General features: G+C 69.9%; 20 protein-coding genes, 3 tRNA genes and 2 riboswitches. Of the genes, 10 read left to right on the top strand and 13 right to left on the bottom strand.

The features are described from left to right. Positions 1-15: 15 nt before the first annotated feature. A riboswitch (cobalamin riboswitch) is annotated at positions 16-243 on the bottom strand. Positions 244-273: 30 nt separating this feature from the next. The 12 genes from cobJ to BUE42_RS22240 are packed head-to-tail and all read right to left on the bottom strand — an operon-like array spanning position 274 to position 10,254. After that, positions 274-1,251 (bottom strand): precorrin-3B C(17)-methyltransferase, encoded by a 978-nt coding sequence (gene cobJ, locus BUE42_RS22295; protein ID WP_073467496.1) that lies wholly within the window; start codon positions 1,249-1,251, stop codon positions 274-276. Beyond that, on the bottom strand, positions 1,248-2,054 hold the full coding sequence (locus tag BUE42_RS22290; RefSeq protein ID WP_073467582.1) for a CbtA family protein: 807 nt from the start codon (positions 2,052-2,054) through the stop codon (positions 1,248-1,250). Before BUE42_RS22290 ends, cobJ begins: the two co-directional genes overlap by 4 nt. A 13-nt stretch (positions 2,055-2,067) precedes the next feature. After that, positions 2,068-2,256, bottom strand: a complete 189-nt coding sequence (locus BUE42_RS22285) for a CbtB domain-containing protein (protein WP_073467495.1) — start codon at positions 2,254-2,256, stop codon at positions 2,068-2,070. 29 nt (positions 2,257-2,285) lie between these two features. Continuing rightward, complete coding sequence (locus BUE42_RS22280; protein ID WP_073467494.1) at positions 2,286-2,681, bottom strand: cobalamin biosynthesis protein; 396 nt, start codon at positions 2,679-2,681, stop codon at positions 2,286-2,288. Then, positions 2,678-3,421, bottom strand: a complete 744-nt coding sequence (locus BUE42_RS22275; RefSeq protein WP_073467493.1) for a cobalamin biosynthesis central domain-containing protein — start codon at positions 3,419-3,421, stop codon at positions 2,678-2,680. Before BUE42_RS22275 ends, BUE42_RS22280 begins: the two co-directional genes overlap by 4 nt. Further along, a complete protein-coding gene (gene cobI / locus BUE42_RS22270) occupies positions 3,414-4,199 on the bottom strand; it encodes a precorrin-2 C(20)-methyltransferase (protein WP_073467492.1) in 786 nt (261 codons plus the stop codon). Before cobI ends, BUE42_RS22275 begins: the two co-directional genes overlap by 8 nt. After that, positions 4,196-5,497 carry a precorrin-6y C5,15-methyltransferase (decarboxylating) subunit CbiE gene (gene cbiE, locus BUE42_RS22265; RefSeq protein ID WP_073467491.1) on the bottom strand — a complete coding sequence of 434 codons (1,302 nt, stop codon included), beginning with the start codon at positions 5,495-5,497 and terminating at the stop codon, positions 4,196-4,198. The genes cobI and cbiE overlap by 4 nt, the downstream gene beginning before the upstream one ends. 1 nt (position 5,498) lies before the next feature. Continuing rightward, a complete protein-coding gene (locus BUE42_RS22260) occupies positions 5,499-6,608 on the bottom strand; it encodes a cobalt-precorrin-5B (C(1))-methyltransferase (RefSeq protein WP_073467490.1) in 1,110 nt (369 codons plus the stop codon). Continuing rightward, on the bottom strand, positions 6,605-7,297 hold the full coding sequence (locus BUE42_RS22255) for a precorrin-8X methylmutase (RefSeq protein WP_073467489.1): 693 nt from the start codon (positions 7,295-7,297) through the stop codon (positions 6,605-6,607). The genes BUE42_RS22260 and BUE42_RS22255 overlap by 4 nt, the downstream gene beginning before the upstream one ends. Further along, positions 7,272-8,156 carry a sirohydrochlorin chelatase gene (locus BUE42_RS22250; RefSeq protein WP_073467488.1) on the bottom strand — a complete coding sequence of 295 codons (885 nt, stop codon included), beginning with the start codon at positions 8,154-8,156 and terminating at the stop codon, positions 7,272-7,274. The genes BUE42_RS22255 and BUE42_RS22250 overlap by 26 nt, the downstream gene beginning before the upstream one ends. Further along, on the bottom strand, positions 8,153-8,953 hold the full coding sequence (cobM, locus tag BUE42_RS22245; protein WP_073467487.1) for a precorrin-4 C(11)-methyltransferase: 801 nt from the start codon (positions 8,951-8,953) through the stop codon (positions 8,153-8,155). Before cobM ends, BUE42_RS22250 begins: the two co-directional genes overlap by 4 nt. Beyond that, on the bottom strand, positions 8,950-10,254 hold the full coding sequence (locus BUE42_RS22240; protein ID WP_073467486.1) for a cobyrinate a,c-diamide synthase: 1,305 nt from the start codon (positions 10,252-10,254) through the stop codon (positions 8,950-8,952). The genes cobM and BUE42_RS22240 overlap by 4 nt, the downstream gene beginning before the upstream one ends. Before the next feature lie 83 nt (positions 10,255-10,337). After that, positions 10,338-10,576: riboswitch (cobalamin riboswitch) on the bottom strand. A 136-nt stretch (positions 10,577-10,712) separates the two neighbouring features. Between BUE42_RS22240 and BUE42_RS22235 the strand changes: the two genes are divergently transcribed. From BUE42_RS22235 to BUE42_RS22210, 6 genes are all read left to right on the top strand, one after another. After that, positions 10,713-11,783 (top strand): Fic family protein, encoded by a 1,071-nt coding sequence (locus BUE42_RS22235; RefSeq protein ID WP_073467485.1) that lies wholly within the window; start codon positions 10,713-10,715, stop codon positions 11,781-11,783. Positions 11,784-12,032: 249 nt separating this feature from the next. Then, positions 12,033-12,617: an anthranilate synthase component II gene (locus tag BUE42_RS22230; protein ID WP_073467484.1), complete on the top strand. Its 585-nt coding sequence runs from the start codon at positions 12,033-12,035 to the stop codon at positions 12,615-12,617. Beyond that, positions 12,614-13,630 carry a low-specificity L-threonine aldolase gene (gene ltaE, locus BUE42_RS22225; RefSeq protein WP_073467483.1) on the top strand — a complete coding sequence of 339 codons (1,017 nt, stop codon included), beginning with the start codon at positions 12,614-12,616 and terminating at the stop codon, positions 13,628-13,630. Before BUE42_RS22230 ends, ltaE begins: the two co-directional genes overlap by 4 nt. Before the next feature lie 19 nt (positions 13,631-13,649). Further along, a complete protein-coding gene (trpD, locus tag BUE42_RS22220) occupies positions 13,650-14,684 on the top strand; it encodes an anthranilate phosphoribosyltransferase (protein ID WP_073467482.1) in 1,035 nt (344 codons plus the stop codon). Further along, positions 14,681-15,469 carry an indole-3-glycerol phosphate synthase TrpC gene (gene trpC / locus BUE42_RS22215; RefSeq protein WP_073467481.1) on the top strand — a complete coding sequence of 263 codons (789 nt, stop codon included), beginning with the start codon at positions 14,681-14,683 and terminating at the stop codon, positions 15,467-15,469. The genes trpD and trpC overlap by 4 nt, the downstream gene beginning before the upstream one ends. Further along, positions 15,466-16,179 (top strand): uracil-DNA glycosylase, encoded by a 714-nt coding sequence (locus BUE42_RS22210; protein ID WP_073467480.1) that lies wholly within the window; start codon positions 15,466-15,468, stop codon positions 16,177-16,179. Before trpC ends, BUE42_RS22210 begins: the two co-directional genes overlap by 4 nt. 19 nt (positions 16,180-16,198) lie before the next feature. Here the strand turns inward: BUE42_RS22210 and BUE42_RS22205 are convergent, their stop codons facing one another. Next, entirely contained in the window at positions 16,199-16,816 is a 618-nt protein-coding gene (locus tag BUE42_RS22205) for an outer membrane beta-barrel protein (RefSeq protein WP_073467479.1), read from the bottom strand. Between the two features lie 138 nt (positions 16,817-16,954). On the opposite strand from BUE42_RS22205, the gene BUE42_RS22200 reads away from it, so the two are divergent. From BUE42_RS22200 to BUE42_RS22185, 4 genes are all read left to right on the top strand, one after another. Further along, positions 16,955-17,040 (top strand) — tRNA-Tyr (locus BUE42_RS22200). 135 nt (positions 17,041-17,175) lie between these two features. Next, a tRNA-Gly gene (locus BUE42_RS22195) sits at positions 17,176-17,249 on the top strand. A 67-nt stretch (positions 17,250-17,316) separates the two neighbouring features. Then, positions 17,317-17,391: transfer RNA gene (locus BUE42_RS22190), tRNA-Thr, on the top strand. Between the two features lie 43 nt (positions 17,392-17,434). Further along, positions 17,435-18,012 (top strand): GTP-binding protein (locus tag BUE42_RS22185; RefSeq protein ID WP_143171689.1); only part of this gene is annotated, 578 nt, incomplete at its 3' end.

Genomic DNA, 18,012 nt, shown 5'->3' with positions numbered 1-18,012 from the left:
GCCGCGGCCCTCGGGCAGCGGCCCCTCACGCCAGGCCGGTATCCGGACTCGCGAGCCGAGACCTGTCAGGCCTCGAACGCATCGCCTTCCCGGGCCGGTGGGCCCAGTGGCTTGGCGGTCATGAACCGTCGTGACGCGTTTGCGCTCGCACACCGTTGCGGGTGCAGTCGGGGCGTCGAACCCCGTTCCCGTTTGACCCGCGGCGCAGTGAACGCCGCAGGCACCTGGTCGTGTCTGCCGCGCGGGGGCCATCAGCTCGCCCCCGCGCGGGTCTCAGCCCTCCCCCTCGTCGGTCGTCGTGTTGGTGGTGGTGATCTCGACTGGCTCGGCCAGTGTGGCCGCCAGGTAGTCAGCCGGCAGCCCGTGCAGCCGCGCGAGGTCGGCCATGGTGTGGCCTGCGGTGACCTGCGCCTGCAGTGTTTCGAGCCAGCCCAGCAGGCCGGTGCTCAGCGAGCGGCCGGCGCGTTCGCCGTCGCGCGTCTCGCCGCCTTGCTCGATGTCGTACTTGTTCGAGTAGCCGCGCGGCGTGACCATCAGCCCGTCGCGCACGAAGGTGTGGCTGTTGCCGATCAGCACCGTGCTCAGCATGCCGATCTCGCTTTCGGCCATCGTGGCCAGCGTGGTGAACTCGATGCGCTCGCGGCGCCGGTAGGCGCTCTTGACGACTGCGACCGGCGTATCGGGCCGGCGGTGCCGCAGGAACAGCCGTTGCGCCTCGACGATCTGCCGCGTGCGGCGGCCGCTCTTCGGGTTGTAGAGCGCGACGACGAAGTCGGCCTGCGCGGCCGCATCGAGCCGGCGCGCGATCACCGGCCACGGCGTCAGCAGGTCGCTCAGCGAGATCGAACAGAAGTCGTGCGTCAGTGGCGCGCCGACGCGGGCCGCGCAGGCGTTGATCGCCGACGCGCCGGGCACCACCTCGACCTGCACTTCGTCGGCCGGTGTCCAGCCGGCCTGGAACAGCACTTCGTAGGTCGGCCCGGCCATGCCGTAGACGCCGGCATCGCCCGACGAGATCAGCGCGACCTTCTTGCCGGCGCGGGCCGCCTCGAGCGCGCTGACGGCCCGGTCGAGCTCCTCGGTCATGCCCTTGCGCACGACCTCCTTGCCGTCGAGCAGGTCGGCGACCAGCTTGATGTAGGTGACGTAGCCGACGACGACATCGGCCTCGGCGATCGCCTCGCGGGCGCGCTGGGTCATGTGCTCGACGGCACCGGGGCCGATCCCGACCAGCGTGATCTTGCCGCTCATGCCAGGCTCCCGGTGGGTAGCGCCGCAGCGCTGGAAGATCGATCGAGCAAGGGCGCCAGCCAGCGCTTGAACACCGGCGCGGCAACGATGCCCATCGAGATCCAGAACAGCGACGCCGACACATGCGTCGCCAGCACGAAATCGCGGCCGAGCACCTGCAGGCGCTGGTGCGCCTCGCCGCTGAACGCGCCGAGCGGGTCGCCGATCAACTGCGGCGCGCCGATCACGAACGGCAGCGCGAGCCACGCCGCGGCAGCCGCCCAGCGCCACGGCTTGCTGCCGAACGCGACCAGCGCGCAGGCCGACAGCGCGCTGCCGGCAGCGAGCAGCCACCACAGCTGCCGCAGGTGCAGGTCGGCGGCTTCCATGCCCGGCACCTCGGCCGGCAGGCCGAGCGACGGCCACAGGTGCAGGCTCAGCCAGCCGGTCGCGGCGACCGCCGCGGCGATCGGCCAGGCGCCTGCCCCGGCCGGCATCCCGCGTTTCCAGGCCCATGCTCCCATCGCCGCGAACACCAGCAGCGCGAGCGCGAACGCATTCAGCAGGTTGGCGACCCAGGTCCAGAAGCTGCGCTCGAGGCCGTCGGCCGGCGTCCAGTCCACGTCGTGGTGGTGCGCATGGGCCGCTTCTTCCGGTGTGTGGGCATGGGCGTCGAGGGCGGCCTGCACGGGTGCCTTCTGCACCTCGAACTCCTCGGCCGCGAGGATGATCGGCACCGCCTGCCAGCGTTGCACGACCCACTGCAGGCTGCCCACCGCCAAGGCGACGAGCAGCGCACACCACACCAGGCGTCGGAACAGCATCATCGGCTCCCGCTCAGTGGCACGGACGGCCGGTGGCGTGGCGCACGTCGTGCGCCGCGTTGTGCGCGAGCGGGCTCTCGGCGAACGCGACGCCGTACAGCATCACGACCCCGAGCAGCGCGCCGGCGGCGAGCTGGCGCAGCACGCCGCGCGAGGCGGTGGCGGGCAGGGCGATCGAGGGTTGCAGGGTTTGCGGGTTCATGGTGTTTCCTTTCAGAAGAGGAGGGAGAGTCATCTGCAGCGTGCGACTGAGACGGTGGCGTGGCGACCGTCGTCGCCGCGCAGGATGTGTTTCTCGACCAGCAACGAGCTGGCTGGCGCCGCGCCGGCCGCGAGCAGCGCGGCGGCCTCGCTGACCGATGGCGTGCCGGTGTAGCGCCGCACCGTCTCCGACGGGTTCGGCACCTGCACCTCGGCCAGCTCGGCGGCGTCGTAGAAGTGCAGCGACCAGCCGCGCTGCCCGGCCAGTTCCAGCAGGCCGCGTTCGTTGGATTTCAGCGTGATGCTGGCGACCGCCGCGACATCGGCGAGCGCGACGCCGGCCAGCGCCAGCGCCTCGCCGACCGCGCGCGACAGCGTCTCGACCGGCGTGCCGCGGTCGCAGCCGAGCCCGAGCGCGACCCTCATGGCGCAGCCTCGTCGAGCGGCGGGCGGTAGACGACCAGGCGCTCGTTCAACTGCTGCCACAGCGTGTCGTCGATCGCGCGCCGCGTGACCCACAGCACCGCCTTGAAGCGCGCCAGGTCCACGTCTTCGAAGCGCTCGAAGCGGTGGATGCTGGCCGGCAGCGGCGTCGGCCGGGTCCACCAGTTCGGGCTGCCGGCTTCCTGCACGAAGGCGATCGGTTCGCCGTTGACGACGTGGGCCGACACGCGGGTGATGTTGAGCTTCGGCGCCTCGACCTTCCAGCCGAGCTCGCGGCCGAGGATGTCGACCGGGATGGTCTTGCCGACGTCGGAGGCGGTGGTCAGCACGGGTGTCGCGCCGAGCAGCGCGGCGACCTGTTCCGCGCAGGCGTTCGCGCCGCCCACGTGGCCCGACAGCACCGGGATCACGAACTGGCCGGCGTCGTCGACGACGGTGATGCCGGGGTCCCCGTCCTTCGATTTCAGGTGCGGCGCGATCAGCCGCACGACGGCACCGAGCGAGACGAAGAAGATCAGTTGGTCGTAGGCCGCGAACAGCGGGCCGATCTCGTCGCGCAACGCGGCGGTGTAGGCGCGCAGCGGGTTCGCGAGGCCGGCGAAGGTGGCGGCGAATTTCTCGGCGCAGACGATGTGGGCGTGCGGCAGTTGCGCAGCCAGTTGGGCCGCCTGGGTTGCGCCGTGCTTGGTGATCGCGACGATCGCGATGCGGGGGTCAGTCATCGAGGGTCTCCGGGCTGGATTTCTTGAGGCATCCGCGGATCCGTTCGCCACGGACACGCAAATGGTTGTGGACCAGCATCAGCGACAGGTAGCTGACCTTCTGGCCGCGCAGCGACAGCATCTCGGCACCGCGCAGCACGCGTTCGTCCGGCGCGCCGCAGCGCTCGATGAAGGCCGCGCCGTCCAGCAGCGCGCGCTGCTGCAGCCAGTCGAGCAGGTCCTCGATCAGCGGCTTGACCTTCATCAGCACCAGCGTGTCGAAATCGCCGAGCAGGCGGTCGAGTGCGCTGACGCCATAGGCCGCCGGCACCACCGCGATGGTGTCGTCCTGCTCGCCCAGCGGGCGGCCCAGCGTGGCCGCGGCGGCGTTGAAGGCGTTGACGCCGGCGATGGTGTCGACCGCGATGCGCTCGTCGCGGGCCTTCACGGTGCGCGCCAGGTGGCCGAAGGTTGCGTAGGTGCTCGCATCGCCCTCGACCAGGAACAGCACGTCGCGCCCGGCCAGCAGCAGCGGCAGCACGGTGTCGGCGGCGCGGTGCCAGCTGCGCAGCAGCTTCTCCTCGTCGTGCGTCATCGGGAACAGCAGCGGCAGGTGCTCGGCCGGCGGCGTGAGCTCGCTGCGAACGACGATGTCGAACGCGTAGCTCGGCGTCTTCGTGCTGCGCGTCGGGTAGGTCCACACGGTGTCGCGGCGTTCCAGCTGCGCCCACGCGGCGCGCGTGATCAGGCCGGGGTCGCCCGGGCCGAGGCTGACGCCGATCAATCGTCCGAGCGTCATGACGCCGCCTTTCGCGCGCAGACGATCCACACCGGGTTCTCGGCCGCCATCCGGTGCATGTGCAGGATCGGCTTGCTGCGTGAGGCCTGCAGCATCACGACGTCCCACTCGGTGCCGAGTCCGGCGAGCGTGCTGGTGGCCGTGCCCAGGTTCTCGATCGTCACGAAGTTCATCACCAGCTGCCCGCCCGGCCGCAGCCGCCGCAGGCACAGCGCGATCAGCTCGGCCAGTTCGCCGCCCGAGCCGCCGATGAAGACCGCGTCCGGATCGGCCCAGCCGTCCATCGCCTGCGGCGCCTTCGCGTGCACCAGCGTGTGGTTGCCGACCCCCAGCGCCGCGCGGTTGCGGCCGGCGATGGCCACGTCGTCGTCGTTCTTCTCGATCGCGTACACATGGCCGGCCGGGCACAGCCGCGCCGCCTCCAGCCCGACCGCGCCTGAACCGGCGCCGATGTCCCAGACGATGCTGTCTTCGCGCAGCTGCAGGCGCGCGAGCGACACCGCCCGCACCTCCAGCTTGGTGATCAGGCCCTTGTCCGGATGGCGCTGTTCGTAGCTCGCGTCCGGCAGGCCGAAGCGCACCGGCAGGGCCCGCGCCGACTGGCGCCACAGCAGCACGACGTTCGGATCGGCGAAGCTCGCCTGCGCCGCGTCGGCGATCGACAAGCCGGTGACGATGCGCTCATCGGGCTGCAGCAGCCGCTCGGCGACCGCGATCTGGAAGTCGTCCGCCAGGCCCTCGGCCTGCATCATCCGCGCGATGCGGTCGGGCGTGTTGTCGGGGCTGGTCAGCACCGCCAGCCGCGCCTGGCGGCGCAGCGATTGCGCGAGCGCGTACAGGCCGTGCGACGGCTCGGCGCCCGGGCCGGGCCATTCGCCGGCGTCCTTCGCATGGACGCTCTCGATCTTCAGGTCCTGCCACACCAGCCCGACGCGGGCGCAGGCGAGCTGGATGGTCGACAGGTTGGGCAGCACCTCGATCGCGTCCAGGCACAGCTGCATGCCGAGGTAGCCGGCGATGCCGTGGCACAGCGGGTCGCCGGTGGCCAGCACCACGCAGCGCTTGCCGGTGGCCTGGGCCTGGCGGATGTCCTCGGCCACGGCAGCCAGGCCGCCGATCGCGCGGCGCTCGGCCTCGGGCTGGATGCGCGATTCGAGCAGCGCCAGCGTGCGCTTGGCGCCGATCACCAGGTCGGCCTCGGCCAGCGCCTGCAGCGCCGGTGCGCCCAGGCTGGCGGCGCCGTCGTCGAGCACGCCGACGATGCGACAGCGGTGCGGGCGGGGAGCGTCGTGGGTCATGTCATTCCTCATTCGAAGAGGCCTCCGCCACCTTCTTGCCGTCGAAATCGCAGACCAGCACGTCGAGCCGGAAGCGGCCCGGGTAGCGGCCCATCACGGTGCTCACCACCTGGCGCGCCAGCGCACGGTGGAACGGGTCGATCAACCCCAGCGCCTGCATGCGCTCGGCCGCGAAGCGCGCGGTCTCGGCCGCGGCGATCGCGGCGCATTCGTCGGGCGGCGCGCCGATGCTGGCGGCCAGCCGGGCCAGCAGCTCGGTGTCGACCTCGGCGCGGTTCGCGTGCGTGATGGTCTCGCCCTGCGCGATCTTGGTCAGCTTGCCGACCATGCCGCCGATCACGATGCGCTTCAGCTTCGCCTTCACCGCGGCGTCGAGCGCGTAGCGCAGGAAATCGCCCATCTGCACGAAGCAGGCCTCGGGCAGGCCGGGCATCTCGGCGATCGCGAACTTTTCGGTGCGCCCGCCGGTGGTCAGCACGACGGTGTCGCTGCCGGTGGTGGCCGCGACCTCGACCCCTTGCACCACGCTCGCGCGGTAGGCCGCGGTGCTGTACGGCTTGACGATGCCGGTGGTGCCGAGGATCGAGATGCCGCCGAGGATGCCCAGGCGCGCGTTCAGGGTCTTCTTCGCCATCTCGAGGCCCTGCGGCACCGAGATCGTGACCTGCAGGCCGTCGCTCGCGAGCAGCGCGGTGCCGACCTCGCGCACGTTCTCTTCGATGTTGCGGCGCGGCACCGGGTTGATCGCCGGCCCGCCGACCGCGAGGCCGAGCCCGGCCATCGTCACGGTGCCGACGCCGAAGCCGCCGAGCAGCACCACCTCGCCGGCCGCGCCGGGCAGGCGCAGCACGTCGGCCGTCAGGTGGGCCTTGTCGGTGCAGTCGGGGTCGTCGCCGGCGTCCTTGATCACCATCGCGTGCGCGCTGCCGGCGTCGCACTGGCCGTCGCTCACGTCGAAGCGCACGCGCTGGCCGTTCGGCAGCAGCGCCTCGACCGACGGCGGCACCTCGCCGTCGATCAGGCCCAGGACCGCCGCGCGCGCGGCCGCAGCCGAACACGCACCGGTCGTGAAACCGGTGCGGGTGCCGCGCTTGACGGTCTTCTCCATCATGGCGGGGTGGCCCCCGGTGCGTGCTCCGGCGTCGCCTCGGCGAGGCTGAGCAGCGCGTGGATCGCGGCGACGACCAGCGTCGAGCCGCCCTTGCGGCCGCGGATCACGATCCACGGCACGTCGTCGACCTGCGACATCAGCTCCTTCGATTCGGCGGCCGAGACAAAGCCGACCGGCATGCCGACCACCAGCGCCGGGCGCGCGCCTTCGTCACGGATCAGCCGCACCAGCTCGATCAGCGCAGTCGGCGCGTTGCCGATGCCGACGACCGCGTCGTCAAGCAGCCCGAGCCGGTGCGCCTTGCGCATCGCCTGCACCGCGCGCGTCGTGTCGTCGGCCTTGGCCTGCGCGATCACGTCGGCATCGGCGATGAACTGGTGCGTGCGCATGCCGAAGTGCGCCAGGCGCGGCGCCGACAGGCCGACGCAGATCATCTCGACATCGGCGACCACGCGCGATCGCCCCGACAGGATCGCGTGGATGCCGGCCGTCACCGCGCGCGGATGGAAGGCGGTCAGCCCGTTGAAGTCGAAGTCGGCATTCGCGTGGATCATGCGGCGCACGATCGGCCACTGGTGCGGCGCGTAGTCGTGCGGGCCGACCTCGCGGTCGATCACCGCGAAGCTGTCGTGCTCGATCGCCCGGCCGGCGCGCGTGAGCTGTTCAGTGACCGTGTTCTGCGTGGTCATGGGCGTGCTCGTGGGGATGCGCATGTTCGTGTGGATGCGCGTGATCGTGATCGTGGTGATGGGCCTCCCACTGCGCGGCTTCGTCGCTCACGGGCACCGCGGCCAGCGCGCCGTGCATCAGCGCGTCGACGCGCCCGGCCAGCAGCTGCGCGATCTCGGGCTCGAAGCCGAAGTGCGTGCCGCTCGCGAAGCGCACCTGCGGGTACTGGAGGCGCAGGTGCTCGACCTGCCGGCCGATGCGCTGGATCAGCGTGCCGGTGAAGAGGTAGTAGGGCAGCACGATCACCTGCCGCATGCCCAGCTGCACCTGGCGCTGCACCACGCGCTCGAGCCGCGGCCAGGCGATGCCGGTGAAGGCCAAGTCGACCAGCTCGTGGTCGCCTTCCTCGAACAGCCAGCGCGCCATCCGCGCCATCTCGCCGTTGGCCTCGCGGTTCGACGAGCCGCGGCCGAGCAGCACGACGCCGGTGCCGGTCGGGTCGGGCATGTCGAGCGCATGCATGCACTGCTTGAGCTGGCGGCGCAGCACCTCCAGCACCGGCTCGCACACGCCCAGGTGCGGCGCGTAGTCGAAGCGCACGCCGGCATGGCGCAGCCGGGCCCGCGCGATGTGCGACGGGATCTCGACGTTGACGTGGCCGGCCGCGTTCAGGATCAGCGGCACGACGATCACGCGCTCGGAGCCGGTCGCGGCGAGGTCCAGCCCATCCTCGACCTCGACCTCGGCGAACTCGATGAAGCACAGCTCGGTGCGCCAGTGCGGATGGCGGGCGCGCCAGAGCGCGGCGAAGCGCTCGATCTCGTCGTTGCCGCTCTTCTCGCGCGAGCCGTGGCCGACCAGCAGGATGGTGTCTTTCATGGGGCGGTCGCTTTCCGGAAGCGGTGGGTGAATGCAGCGTCGTAGAGCTTCGATTTGGTGAGTTCGGCCCAGCCGCGCGCGCCCAGCGCCGGGCTCGCGATCACCATCGCCTGGCTGACGATGCCGGCCTCGCGGCACTGCTGCTTGATGGTGGCCAGCGTGCCGCGCACGATGCGTTCCTCGCCGGGCCAGCTCGCCTTGTGCACGACCAGCATCGGCGCGTCGTCGGCCCAGCCGGCCTCGCGCAGCCCGGCCTCGATCTTGTGCAGCAGCGTGATCGACAGGAAGATGCACAGCGTGCAGCGGTGCGCCGCCAGCTCGGCCAGCGATTCGCCCGCCGGCATCGGCGTGCGGCCTTCGACGCGCGTGAAGATCACCGTCTGCGTGACCTCGGGCAGCGTGAAGCTCTCGACCGCCGCGGCCGCCGAGGCCATCGCCGACGACACGCCGGGCACCACCGCGATCGGGATGCCGGCCGCGTCGAGCGGCTGCACCAGCTCGATCAGCGTGCCGTACAGCGCCGGGTCGCCGGTCTGCAGCCGCACGACGGTCTCGCAGCGCGCGGCTTGCTCGATCAACCAGGCGACCATCTGCTCGAGCGTCATGTCCTTGCTGTCCGCGATCACGCAGCCGGGCGGGGCCCAACGCGTGGCGGCCTCGTTGACCAGCGAGCCGGCGAACAGGATCGCGCCGGCGCGCTCGATCAGCGCGCGGCCCTTGACGGTGATCAGCTCGGGGTCGCCGGGGCCGGCGCCGACGAACCACACGCGGCCCGACATCGCGTTCACGGCGCTCATCGCGTGAACAGGCGCGCGACGGCCTGCGGGTTGGACGGGAAATAGGCGTGGAAGTACGAGGCGGTCAGCCGGCCGCTGCGGTACACCGCCTCGCCGCGCCGGCCGGCACGCATCGGCTGCGTGGTGCACAGCGGGGTCATCGGCGATTCGAGCCGCGAGTAGTGGAAGCTGTGGCCGCGCAGCGTGCCTTCGGGCAGCGCGGCCTCGTGCAGGCCGATGCTGGCCAGCCGCGTCTGCATCGCCGCGTGGCCCGGCAGCAGCCCGGCCATCGCGGCGCGGCGGCCCTGCACGTCGGTCAGCGCCTGCAGCAGCAGCAACAGCCCGCCGCATTCGGCCAGCATCGGCGTGCCGGCCGCATGGTGGTCGCGCAGCGCCTGGTGCATGAAGCGGTTGGCGGCCAGCGTGTCCAGGTGCAGCTCGGGGTAGCCGCCGGGCAGCCAGATCGCGTCGCACGGCGGCGGCGCGGTGTCGTGCAGCGGCGAGAAGAACGCGAGGCTGGCGCCCATCGCCTGCAGCAGCGCGAGGTTGGCGGTGTAGAGGAACGAGAACGCGGTGTCGCGCGCGACCGCGATGCGCACGCCGCGCAGCAGCGGCTCGACGGGCGGCGCGTGGCCGGGCTCGAAGCTGACCGCGGGCGGCAGCTCGCCGGCATCGGGGCCGAGCGCGTCGGCGGCGCGGTCGAGGCGGGCGTCGAGGTCGTCGAGCTCGGCGGCCTGCACCAGGCCGAGGTGGCGTTCGGGCAGCGCGATCTGCTCGTCGCGCGGCAGCGCACCCCACCAGCGCATCGACGCGGGCAGACTCTCGCGCAGCAGCGCGGCGTGGCTGTCGCCGGCGACGCGGTTGGCGAGCACGCCGGCCATCGCCAGGCCGTCGCGGTAGCTCGCGAGGCCGAGCGCGATCGCGCCGAAGGTCTGCGCCATCGCGCTGCCGTCGATCACCGCGAGCACCGGCAGGCCGAAGCGCAGCGCGAGGTCGGCGGTCGACGGCGTGCCGTCGTGCAGCCCCATCACGCCTTCGACGAGGACCAGGTCGGCGTGCTGCGCGGCATCGTGCAGCAGCGCGCGGCAGTGCGCGTCGCCGCCCATCCACAGGTCGAGCTGCTGCACCGGCGAGCCGCTGGCGCGGGCGAGGATCATCGGGTCGAGGAAATCGGGTCCGGCCTTGAAGACCCGCACGCGGCGGCCGCGGCGGGCGTGCAGGCGCGCGAGCGCGGCGGTGACGCTGGTCTTGCCCTGGCCGGAGGCGGGCGCGGACACCAGCAGGGCAGGGCAGCGCACGGGGCGCAGCTCGGGGACTTCCATCGAATGGACAACTCGCAACAGACCGGCCGTCGCCCTGCTTCCCCGCAGGGTTTCGTGAACAGGCATGCGCTGCGTTGCCGCGGGCGCGCACCCACTGGGTTGGCCGGTCTCCGGGCTGGCGGACATCTCCCGTGCACCCTTCCCATCGGCGCGGGGCCGACAGTGGGTGATTCGCACGGGAGCGCTCTCCGGGGAGGGCGTCCGCTTACCGTTGCGGGGGCAGCTCAGGTTGGATCCGCCCCGGCAGGGCTCGTCTTCCTGATTCCCGTTTCACTGCCGCGACCGGACGGCCGCGGCGAGCACCAACGTGGGCGGCATGATAGCCCGCCGAGCCCGCCGAGCGCGGCGAGCAGCTGCCCGGCACGAGTGCCTGGGACATGTCAAAGAAATCGGAATTTCTATGCGCATGGCGGCTCACATGCATAGAAAATCGCTTTTCCTATACATGTCGCCTGTCCATGGTCATCGCCCCACTCCCACAGCTCAATCCCGCGCGCTTCGATGCACCAGCCATCCTCAAGCGGTTGGCGAGCAGCAGTCGGGCACTTGCCGAGTTGAAGGGGATTGCCGCCTCCATCCCGAACCAGGGAATCCTGATCAACACCTTGGGTCTCCAGGAAGCGAAGGACAGTTCCGAGATCGAAAACATCGTCACCACGCATGACGAACTCTTCAAGGACGATGTGCTGCCAGAGGCCTTTGCGAACCCGGCGGCCAAGGAAGTATTGCGTTACCGGCAGGCGCTGCGCGTCGGATTCGACCTGGTGCGTGACAGCGGGTTGCTGACCGCCAACCACATCATCGAGATCCAGGCCGAGCTGGAGCGCAACAACGCCGGCTTCAGGAAACTGCCTGGCACGGCCCTCAAGGATTCGAGCGGGCAGACGGTCTACATGCCGCCGCAGACGCCGTCCGAGATCGTCGAGTTGATGCGTGGCCTGGAGCACTTCGTCAACGAGCCCGAGCTATTCCCGGTCGACCCGTTGATCAAGATGGCGTTGATTCATCACCAGTTCGAGAGCATCCATCCGTTCTACGACGGGAATGGGCGCACGGGACGCCTCATCAACGTCCTGTACTTGGTGAAAGAAGGCTTGCTCGACATACCGGTTCTTTACCTGAGCAGCCACATCGTTCGCACCAAGGCCGACTACTACCGTCTTCTGCAAGCGGTGCGCGACCAGGATCGATGGGAGGACTGGGTGCTCTACATGCTGGAGGCGGTGGAAGCAACCGCCGGTCGGACCATCGCGACGATTCATGCCATCAAGGCGGCGCTGTTCGACTACAAGCATCGGATTCGCAGCGGCTACAAGTTCTACAGCCAGGACTTGATCAACAACCTGTTCACTCACCCGTACACCAAGATCGAGTTCCTGCAAAACGACCTGGGCGTCTCGCGTGTGACTGCGACCAAGTACCTGGAGACGTTGACGCAGGGCGGTTTCGTGCGCAAACAGAAGGTCGGTCGCGGAAACTACTACGTGAACCTGGCGCTGAACGCCGTCTTGCAGCCGCCCCAGCCTTAGCCCCGGAATATCCCGGAGGGCTTTTCTCGGAAGCCGGCCCGAGGCCATAATGCGGCCCCATGGTCTCCACGCGTTCATTCACAGCGACGCTCCGCGGTTGGCGTTGGCGCAAGCCAACGACCTGAACCCACCTCATGGCGCCCGCGCGGGCGCTCCAGTCTTCCGCCGCGCCCCTGCCCCCGACCCCGCGATCCACCCGCCGTCGGCCGGCACCCGCCCCGAACCCACTGATTCCAGAGGCCTGAGCACATGCTGCTGATGATCGACAACTACGACTCCTTCACCTTCAACCTGGTGCAGTACTTCGCCGAGCTCGGCGAGGACGTGCGGGTGTTCCGCAACGACGAGATCACGCTCGACGGCATCCGCGAACTGAAGCCCGACCGGCTGGTGCTGTCGCCCGGGCCGTGCTCGCCGGCCGAGGCCGGCATCTGCGTCGACGCGATCCGCGAGTTCACCGGCCGGCTGCCGATCCTCGGCGTGTGCCTGGGGCACCAGGCGATCGGCGCAGCGCTGGGCGGCAAGATCATCCGCGCGAAGACGCAGATGCACGGCAAGACCGACGTCATCACCACCGACAAGCGCGGTGTCTACACCGAGCTGCCGCAGCAGTTCACCGTGATCCGCTACCACTCGCTGGTGATCGAGCGCGACACGCTGCCCGCCGAGCTGGAGATCACGTCGACCTCGCAGGACGACGAGATCATGGGCGTGCGCCACACCGCACTGGCCGGCACCAAGACGCCGCTCGAAGGCGTGCAGTTCCACCCCGAATCCATCCTCACCGAACACGGGCACGCGATGCTGAAGAACTTCCTGGAGTTGCGCGCATGAACGCCGGCGTGGTCGACCTTCGCAGCGACACCATCACGCGGCCGACGCCGGCGATGCGCGAGGCGATGGCCCGTGCCGAGGTCGGTGACGACGTCTTCGGCGACGACCCGACCGTCAATGCGCTGCAGGAGCGCATCGCCGCGCTGCTCGGCAAGGAGGCCGCGCTGTTCGTGCCGACCGGCACGCAGAGCAACCTGGTCGGCATGATGACCCACTGCGGCCGCGGCGACGAGTACATCGTCGGCCAGATGGCCCACACCTACCGCTGGGAAGGCGGCGGCGCCGCGGTGCTGGGCAGCGTGCAGCCGCAGCCGCTCGAGCACCAGCCCGACGGCACGCTGGCGCTCGCCGACATCGAAGCCGCGATCAAGCCCGACGACGCGCACTTCGCCCGCTCGCGCCTGCTGTGCCTCGAGAACACGCTCGGCGGCAAGGTGCTGCCGCAGTCTTACCTGGCCGATGCGACCGGCCTGGCGCGCCGGCGCGGCCTCGCGACCCACCTCGATGGCGCACGGCTCTTCAACGCCGCGGTGAAGCAGGGCATCGCCGCGCGCGAGATCGCCGCGCACTTCGACAGCGTGTCGGTCTGCTTCTCGAAGGGCCTGGGCGCGCCGGTCGGCTCGGCGCTGGTCGGCTCGAAGGCCTTCATCCACGGCGCGCACCGCTGGCGCAAGATGCTCGGCGGTGGCATGCGCCAGTCGGGCGTGCTGGCGGCCGCGGTGCTGCATGCGCTCGACCACCACGTCGAGCGCCTCGCCGACGACCATGCGCTCGCGCAGCGGCTGGCCGCGGGCCTGGCCGACGTGCCCGGCGTGACGGTCGAGCCGCCGCAGACCAACATCGTGTTCGTCGACGTGCAGGGCCCGAAGGCTGCTGGCCTGCTCGACCACCTGAAGGCGCGCGGCGTGCTGGCCACCGGCCTGTACCGGCTGCGCTTCGTCACCCACCTCGACGTCGATGCCGCCGGCGTCGACCGCGCGATCGCCGCGGTGCGCGAGCACATGTCCCCCTGACGCCTTGACGAGCCGAACCATGTCCATCAGCAACACCGAAGCCCTGGCCCGCGTCATCGACCACCGCGAGATCTTCCACGACGAGATGCTGACGCTGATGCGCCGCATCATGAGCGGCGAGATGTCGCCTGTGATGATCGCCGCGCTGTCGATGGGGCTGCGCGTCAAGAAGGAAACCATCGGCGAGATCGCCGCCGCCGCGCAGGTGATGCGCGAGTTCGCGACGCCGGTGGTGGTGGCCGACACGACGCACCTGGTCGACCTGTGCGGCACCGGCGGCGACGCGGCGCACACCTTCAACATCTCGACCGCGGCGATGTTCGTCGCGGCCGCGGCCGGCGCGCGCATCGCCAAGCACGGCGGGCGCAGCGTGTCGTCGAGTTCGGGCAGCGCCGACGTGCTCGAGGCCTTCGGCGCCAACGTCAACCTGAATGCCGCGCAGGTCGCGCAGTGCCTGCAGGAAAGCGGCATCGGCTTCATGTTCGCGCCCAACCACCATGCGTCGATGAAGCATGCCGGCCCGGTGCGCAAGGAACTCGGCGTGCGCACGATCTTCAACATCCTCGGCCCGCTGACCAACCCGGCCGGCGCGCCCAACCAGCTGATGGGCGTGTTCCACGCCGACCTGGTCGGCATCCAGGTGCGCGTGCTGCAGCGCCTGGGCTCGGAGCACGTGATGGTGGTCTACGGCATGAACGGCATGGACGAGATCTCGCTGTCGGGCGAGACGCTGGTCGGCGAGCTGAAGAATGGCGAGGTGCGCGAGTACATGGTGCACCCGAGCGACTTCGGCATGCCGGTCTACGACACCCGCGTGCTGAAGGTGGCCGACAAGGCCGAGTCGGTGCAGTGCATCCAGCGTGCGTTCGCGAATGAAGACGGGCCGGTGCGCGACATCGTGCTGCTGAATGCCGGTGCGGCGCTGTACTGCGCGAACGTCGCGTCCTCGGTGACCGAGGGCGTGCGGATGGCGCGCGAAGCGGTGGCCTCGGGCAAGGCGCTGGCCAAGCTGAGCCAGTTCGTCGCGGTGACCAACCAGTTCAAGGCGGCATGAGCGATATCCTGAACAAGATCGTTGCGGTCAAGCGCGACGAGATCGTGGCAGCACGCAAGCTGCGCGACGAAGCCTCGGTGCGGCGCGAGGCCGAATCGCTCGGCGGGCTGCGTGACTTCACGAAGGCATTGCGCGACAAGATCGCCGCCGGCTCGGCCGCGGTGATCGCCGAGGTCAAGAAGGCGAGCCCGAGCAAGGGCGTGCTGCGCGAGCACTTCGTGCCGGCCGAGATCGCCGCCAGCTACGAGAAGCACGGCGCGGCCTGCCTCAGCGTGCTGACCGACCGGCAGTTCTTCCAGGGCTCGGTCGACTACCTGAAGGCCGCCCGCGCCGCCTGTGCGCTGCCGGTGCTGCGCAAGGATTTCATGGTCGACGCCTACCAGGTGTTCGAGGCGCGCGCGATGGGGGCCGACTGCATCCTGCTGATCGCCGCCTGCCTCGACGATGCGCAGATGGCCGACCTCGAAGCCCAGGCGCAGGCGCTCGGCATGGCGGTGCTGGTCGAGGTGCACGACGGCGCCGAACTCGATCGCGCGCTGCGGCTGAAGACGCCGCTGGTCGGCATCAACAACCGCAACCTGCGGACCTTCGAGGTCACGCTCGACACCTCGATCGGCCTGCTGAAGCACGTGCCCGGCGACCGGCTGCTGGTGACCGAGAGCGGCATCCTCGCGCGCTCCGACGTGCAGCGCATGCGCGACGCGAACGTGCATGCCTTCCTCGTCGGCGAGGCCTTCATGCGGGCGCCGGACCCCGGCGTGGCGCTGGCCGAGCTGTTCCGGTGAGTTCGTTGTCGCTGACGACACCGCTGGCACAGGTGCTCGATGCCGCGCCGGCCGGCTGGCGCGAGGTGCTGCAACCGTGGCGAGACTCCGCCGCCGGCAAGGGCTTGATCGAATTCGTCGATCGGCGCGTCGCCGACGGGGCGGTGGTCTACCCGCCCGCGCCGCTGCGCGCGCTGGAACTGACGGCGCTGTCCGACGTGCGCGTGCTGATCCTCGGGCAGGACCCGTACCACGGCCCGGGCCAGGCGCACGGGTTGGCGTTCTCGGTGCCGGCCGGCGTGGCCTTGCCGCCCAGCCTGCGCAACATCGTCAAGGAACTGGTGCGCGACCTCGGCGAAGCGCCGGCGACCGGCGACCTGTCCGGCTGGGCCGCGCAAGGCGTGCTGCTGCTGAACACGACGCTGACCGTCGAGCAGGCCGCGCCCGCGAGCCACGCCCGCCATGGCTGGGAGCCGCTGACCGAGCGCATCGTCGCGGCGGTCGCGGGCCGGCGCCGGCCCTGCGTGTACATGCTGTGGGGCGCGCATGCGCAGCAGTTCGCCGCGTTGATCCGCGACACCGGCGGGCCCGATGCGTTGCTGCTGGCGTCGAACCATCCGTCGCCGCTGTCGGCGCGCCGCCCGCCGGTGCCCTTCATCGGCAACGGGCACTTCGGTGCGGCGCAACGACACCTGCAGGCACACGGCGGCGCGATCGACTGGAGCCGCTGAGGCTTCCGCCGGCCGGGCGTCAGTTGAAGTAGTAGCTGATGTAGAAGCCGACGTGGCTGCCGTCGTACTCCGGCGCGGTCGAGTAGCCCTTCAGCTTGAACTTCTCGTGCACGGCGCGCAGCTTCAGCGCGATCGCCTGCGTCATGAAGTACTCGCCCTCGAGCACGACACCGGTCGACGATTCGAATTCGACGTTGCCGACATCGAGCGCGCCGCTGGACGAGAACTTCGCGTTCTGCGACCAGCGCAGACCGCCACCGAGTCGCCATTGGTCGTTCAGGTCCCAGTGGCCCAGTACCTCGACGGGATAGCGGTCGAAGGTCTTGCGGCCGTCGTCGCCGTTGCGCGTCTCGCCGTTGATCGTCTGGAAGTGGTAGCCGACGCTGATCTGCGCCGAGAACGGGCTGTCGAAATGCACGTCGACGCCGGCCTTCACGTCGACCAGGCCGCCGGCGCGGATCGACGTGCTGTGGCCGTCCTCGAACTCGACCGAGTCGAGCTTGTCGCCGCCCCAGGTCAGGCCGAGGCCGACGAACGGGCGCACCCGCACGCCGGGGCCGCTGTTGTCAGGCTGTGCCTGGGCGTGGGCCGAGGCCGACAACGCGAGCACCGCGGCGGCCAGGATGATCTTCTTCATGGGGTCTCTCCTCCGTGTCACCCGCGAAAATGCCGCGGCGGGCGCGATTATCGGGGCCCGGCGGCCGCTGCGACGGCGTTTTTTGCGGCGCTGGTTTGTCAGGGGCCTCAACTCGATGTATAGTCCCGAGTTCGCCGCGGAGGGGTGCCCGAGTGGCTAAAGGGGGCAGACTGTAAATCTGTTGGCTTACGCCTACGCTGGTTCGAATCCAGCCTCCTCCACCACGGCGAAACATATTCTGCAAGTTGCTAGACCGCTGGACGTTAGATCGCTAGATGTAGTTGTTGCAAGAGCTGTGTGCAAGACCGTTCCGGTGAGGTCTCGATGAGAGGCCCGGCCGGGGCGGGTGGGGCTCCCGGGCGGGAGTAGTTCAATGGTAGAACCCTAGCCTTCCAAGCTAATGACGCGGGTTCGATTCCCGTCTCCCGCTCCACAAGGTGTCGTCAGAGGCTTGACTGCCAGAGGTTGTCAGCCCTGTGTCGACAGGACACAAGAGACCTGCCCATGTGGCTCAGTGGTAGAGCACTCCCTTGGTAAGGGAGAGGTCGCGCGTTCGATCCGCGCCATGGGCACCAGTTTTTTCAGCACTGTCAATCTCGACCGCTAGGAGCGCGAAAAATGGCAAAAGGCAAATTCGAGCGGACCAAGCCGCACGTGAACGTGGGCACGATTGGTCACGTGGACCATGGGAAGACGACGCTGACGGCGGCGATCACGACGGTGCTGTCGGCGAAGTTCGGCGGCGAAGCGAAGGCGTACGACCAGATCGACGCGGCGCCGGAAGAAAAGGCGCGCGGCATCACGATCAACACGGCGCACGTCGAGTACGAGACGGCGAACCGCCACTACGCGCACGTCGACTGCCCGGGGCACGCCGACTACGTGAAGAACATGATCACGGGTGCGGCGCAGATGGACGGCGCGATCCTGGTGGTGTCGGCCGCTGACGGCCCGATGCCGCAGACGCGTGAGCACATCCTGCTGGCCCGCCAGGTCGGCGTGCCGTACATCATCGTGTTCATGAACAAGTGCGACATGGTCGATGACGCCGAGCTGCTGGAGCTCGTCGAGATGGAAGTCCGCGAGCTGCTGGACAAGTACGACTTCCCGGGCGACAAGACGCCGATCATCCACGGCAGCGCGAAGCTGGCGATGGAAGGCGACAAGGGCGAGCTGGGCGAAGGCGCGATCCTGAA

Source organism: Rhizobacter sp. OV335 (genome assembly GCF_900142965.1).
GTDB lineage: Bacteria > Pseudomonadota > Gammaproteobacteria > Burkholderiales > Burkholderiaceae_C > Rhizobacter.
The sequence above is the reverse complement of the archived record's forward strand: the minus strand, read 5'-3'. Positions and strand labels throughout refer to the sequence as shown.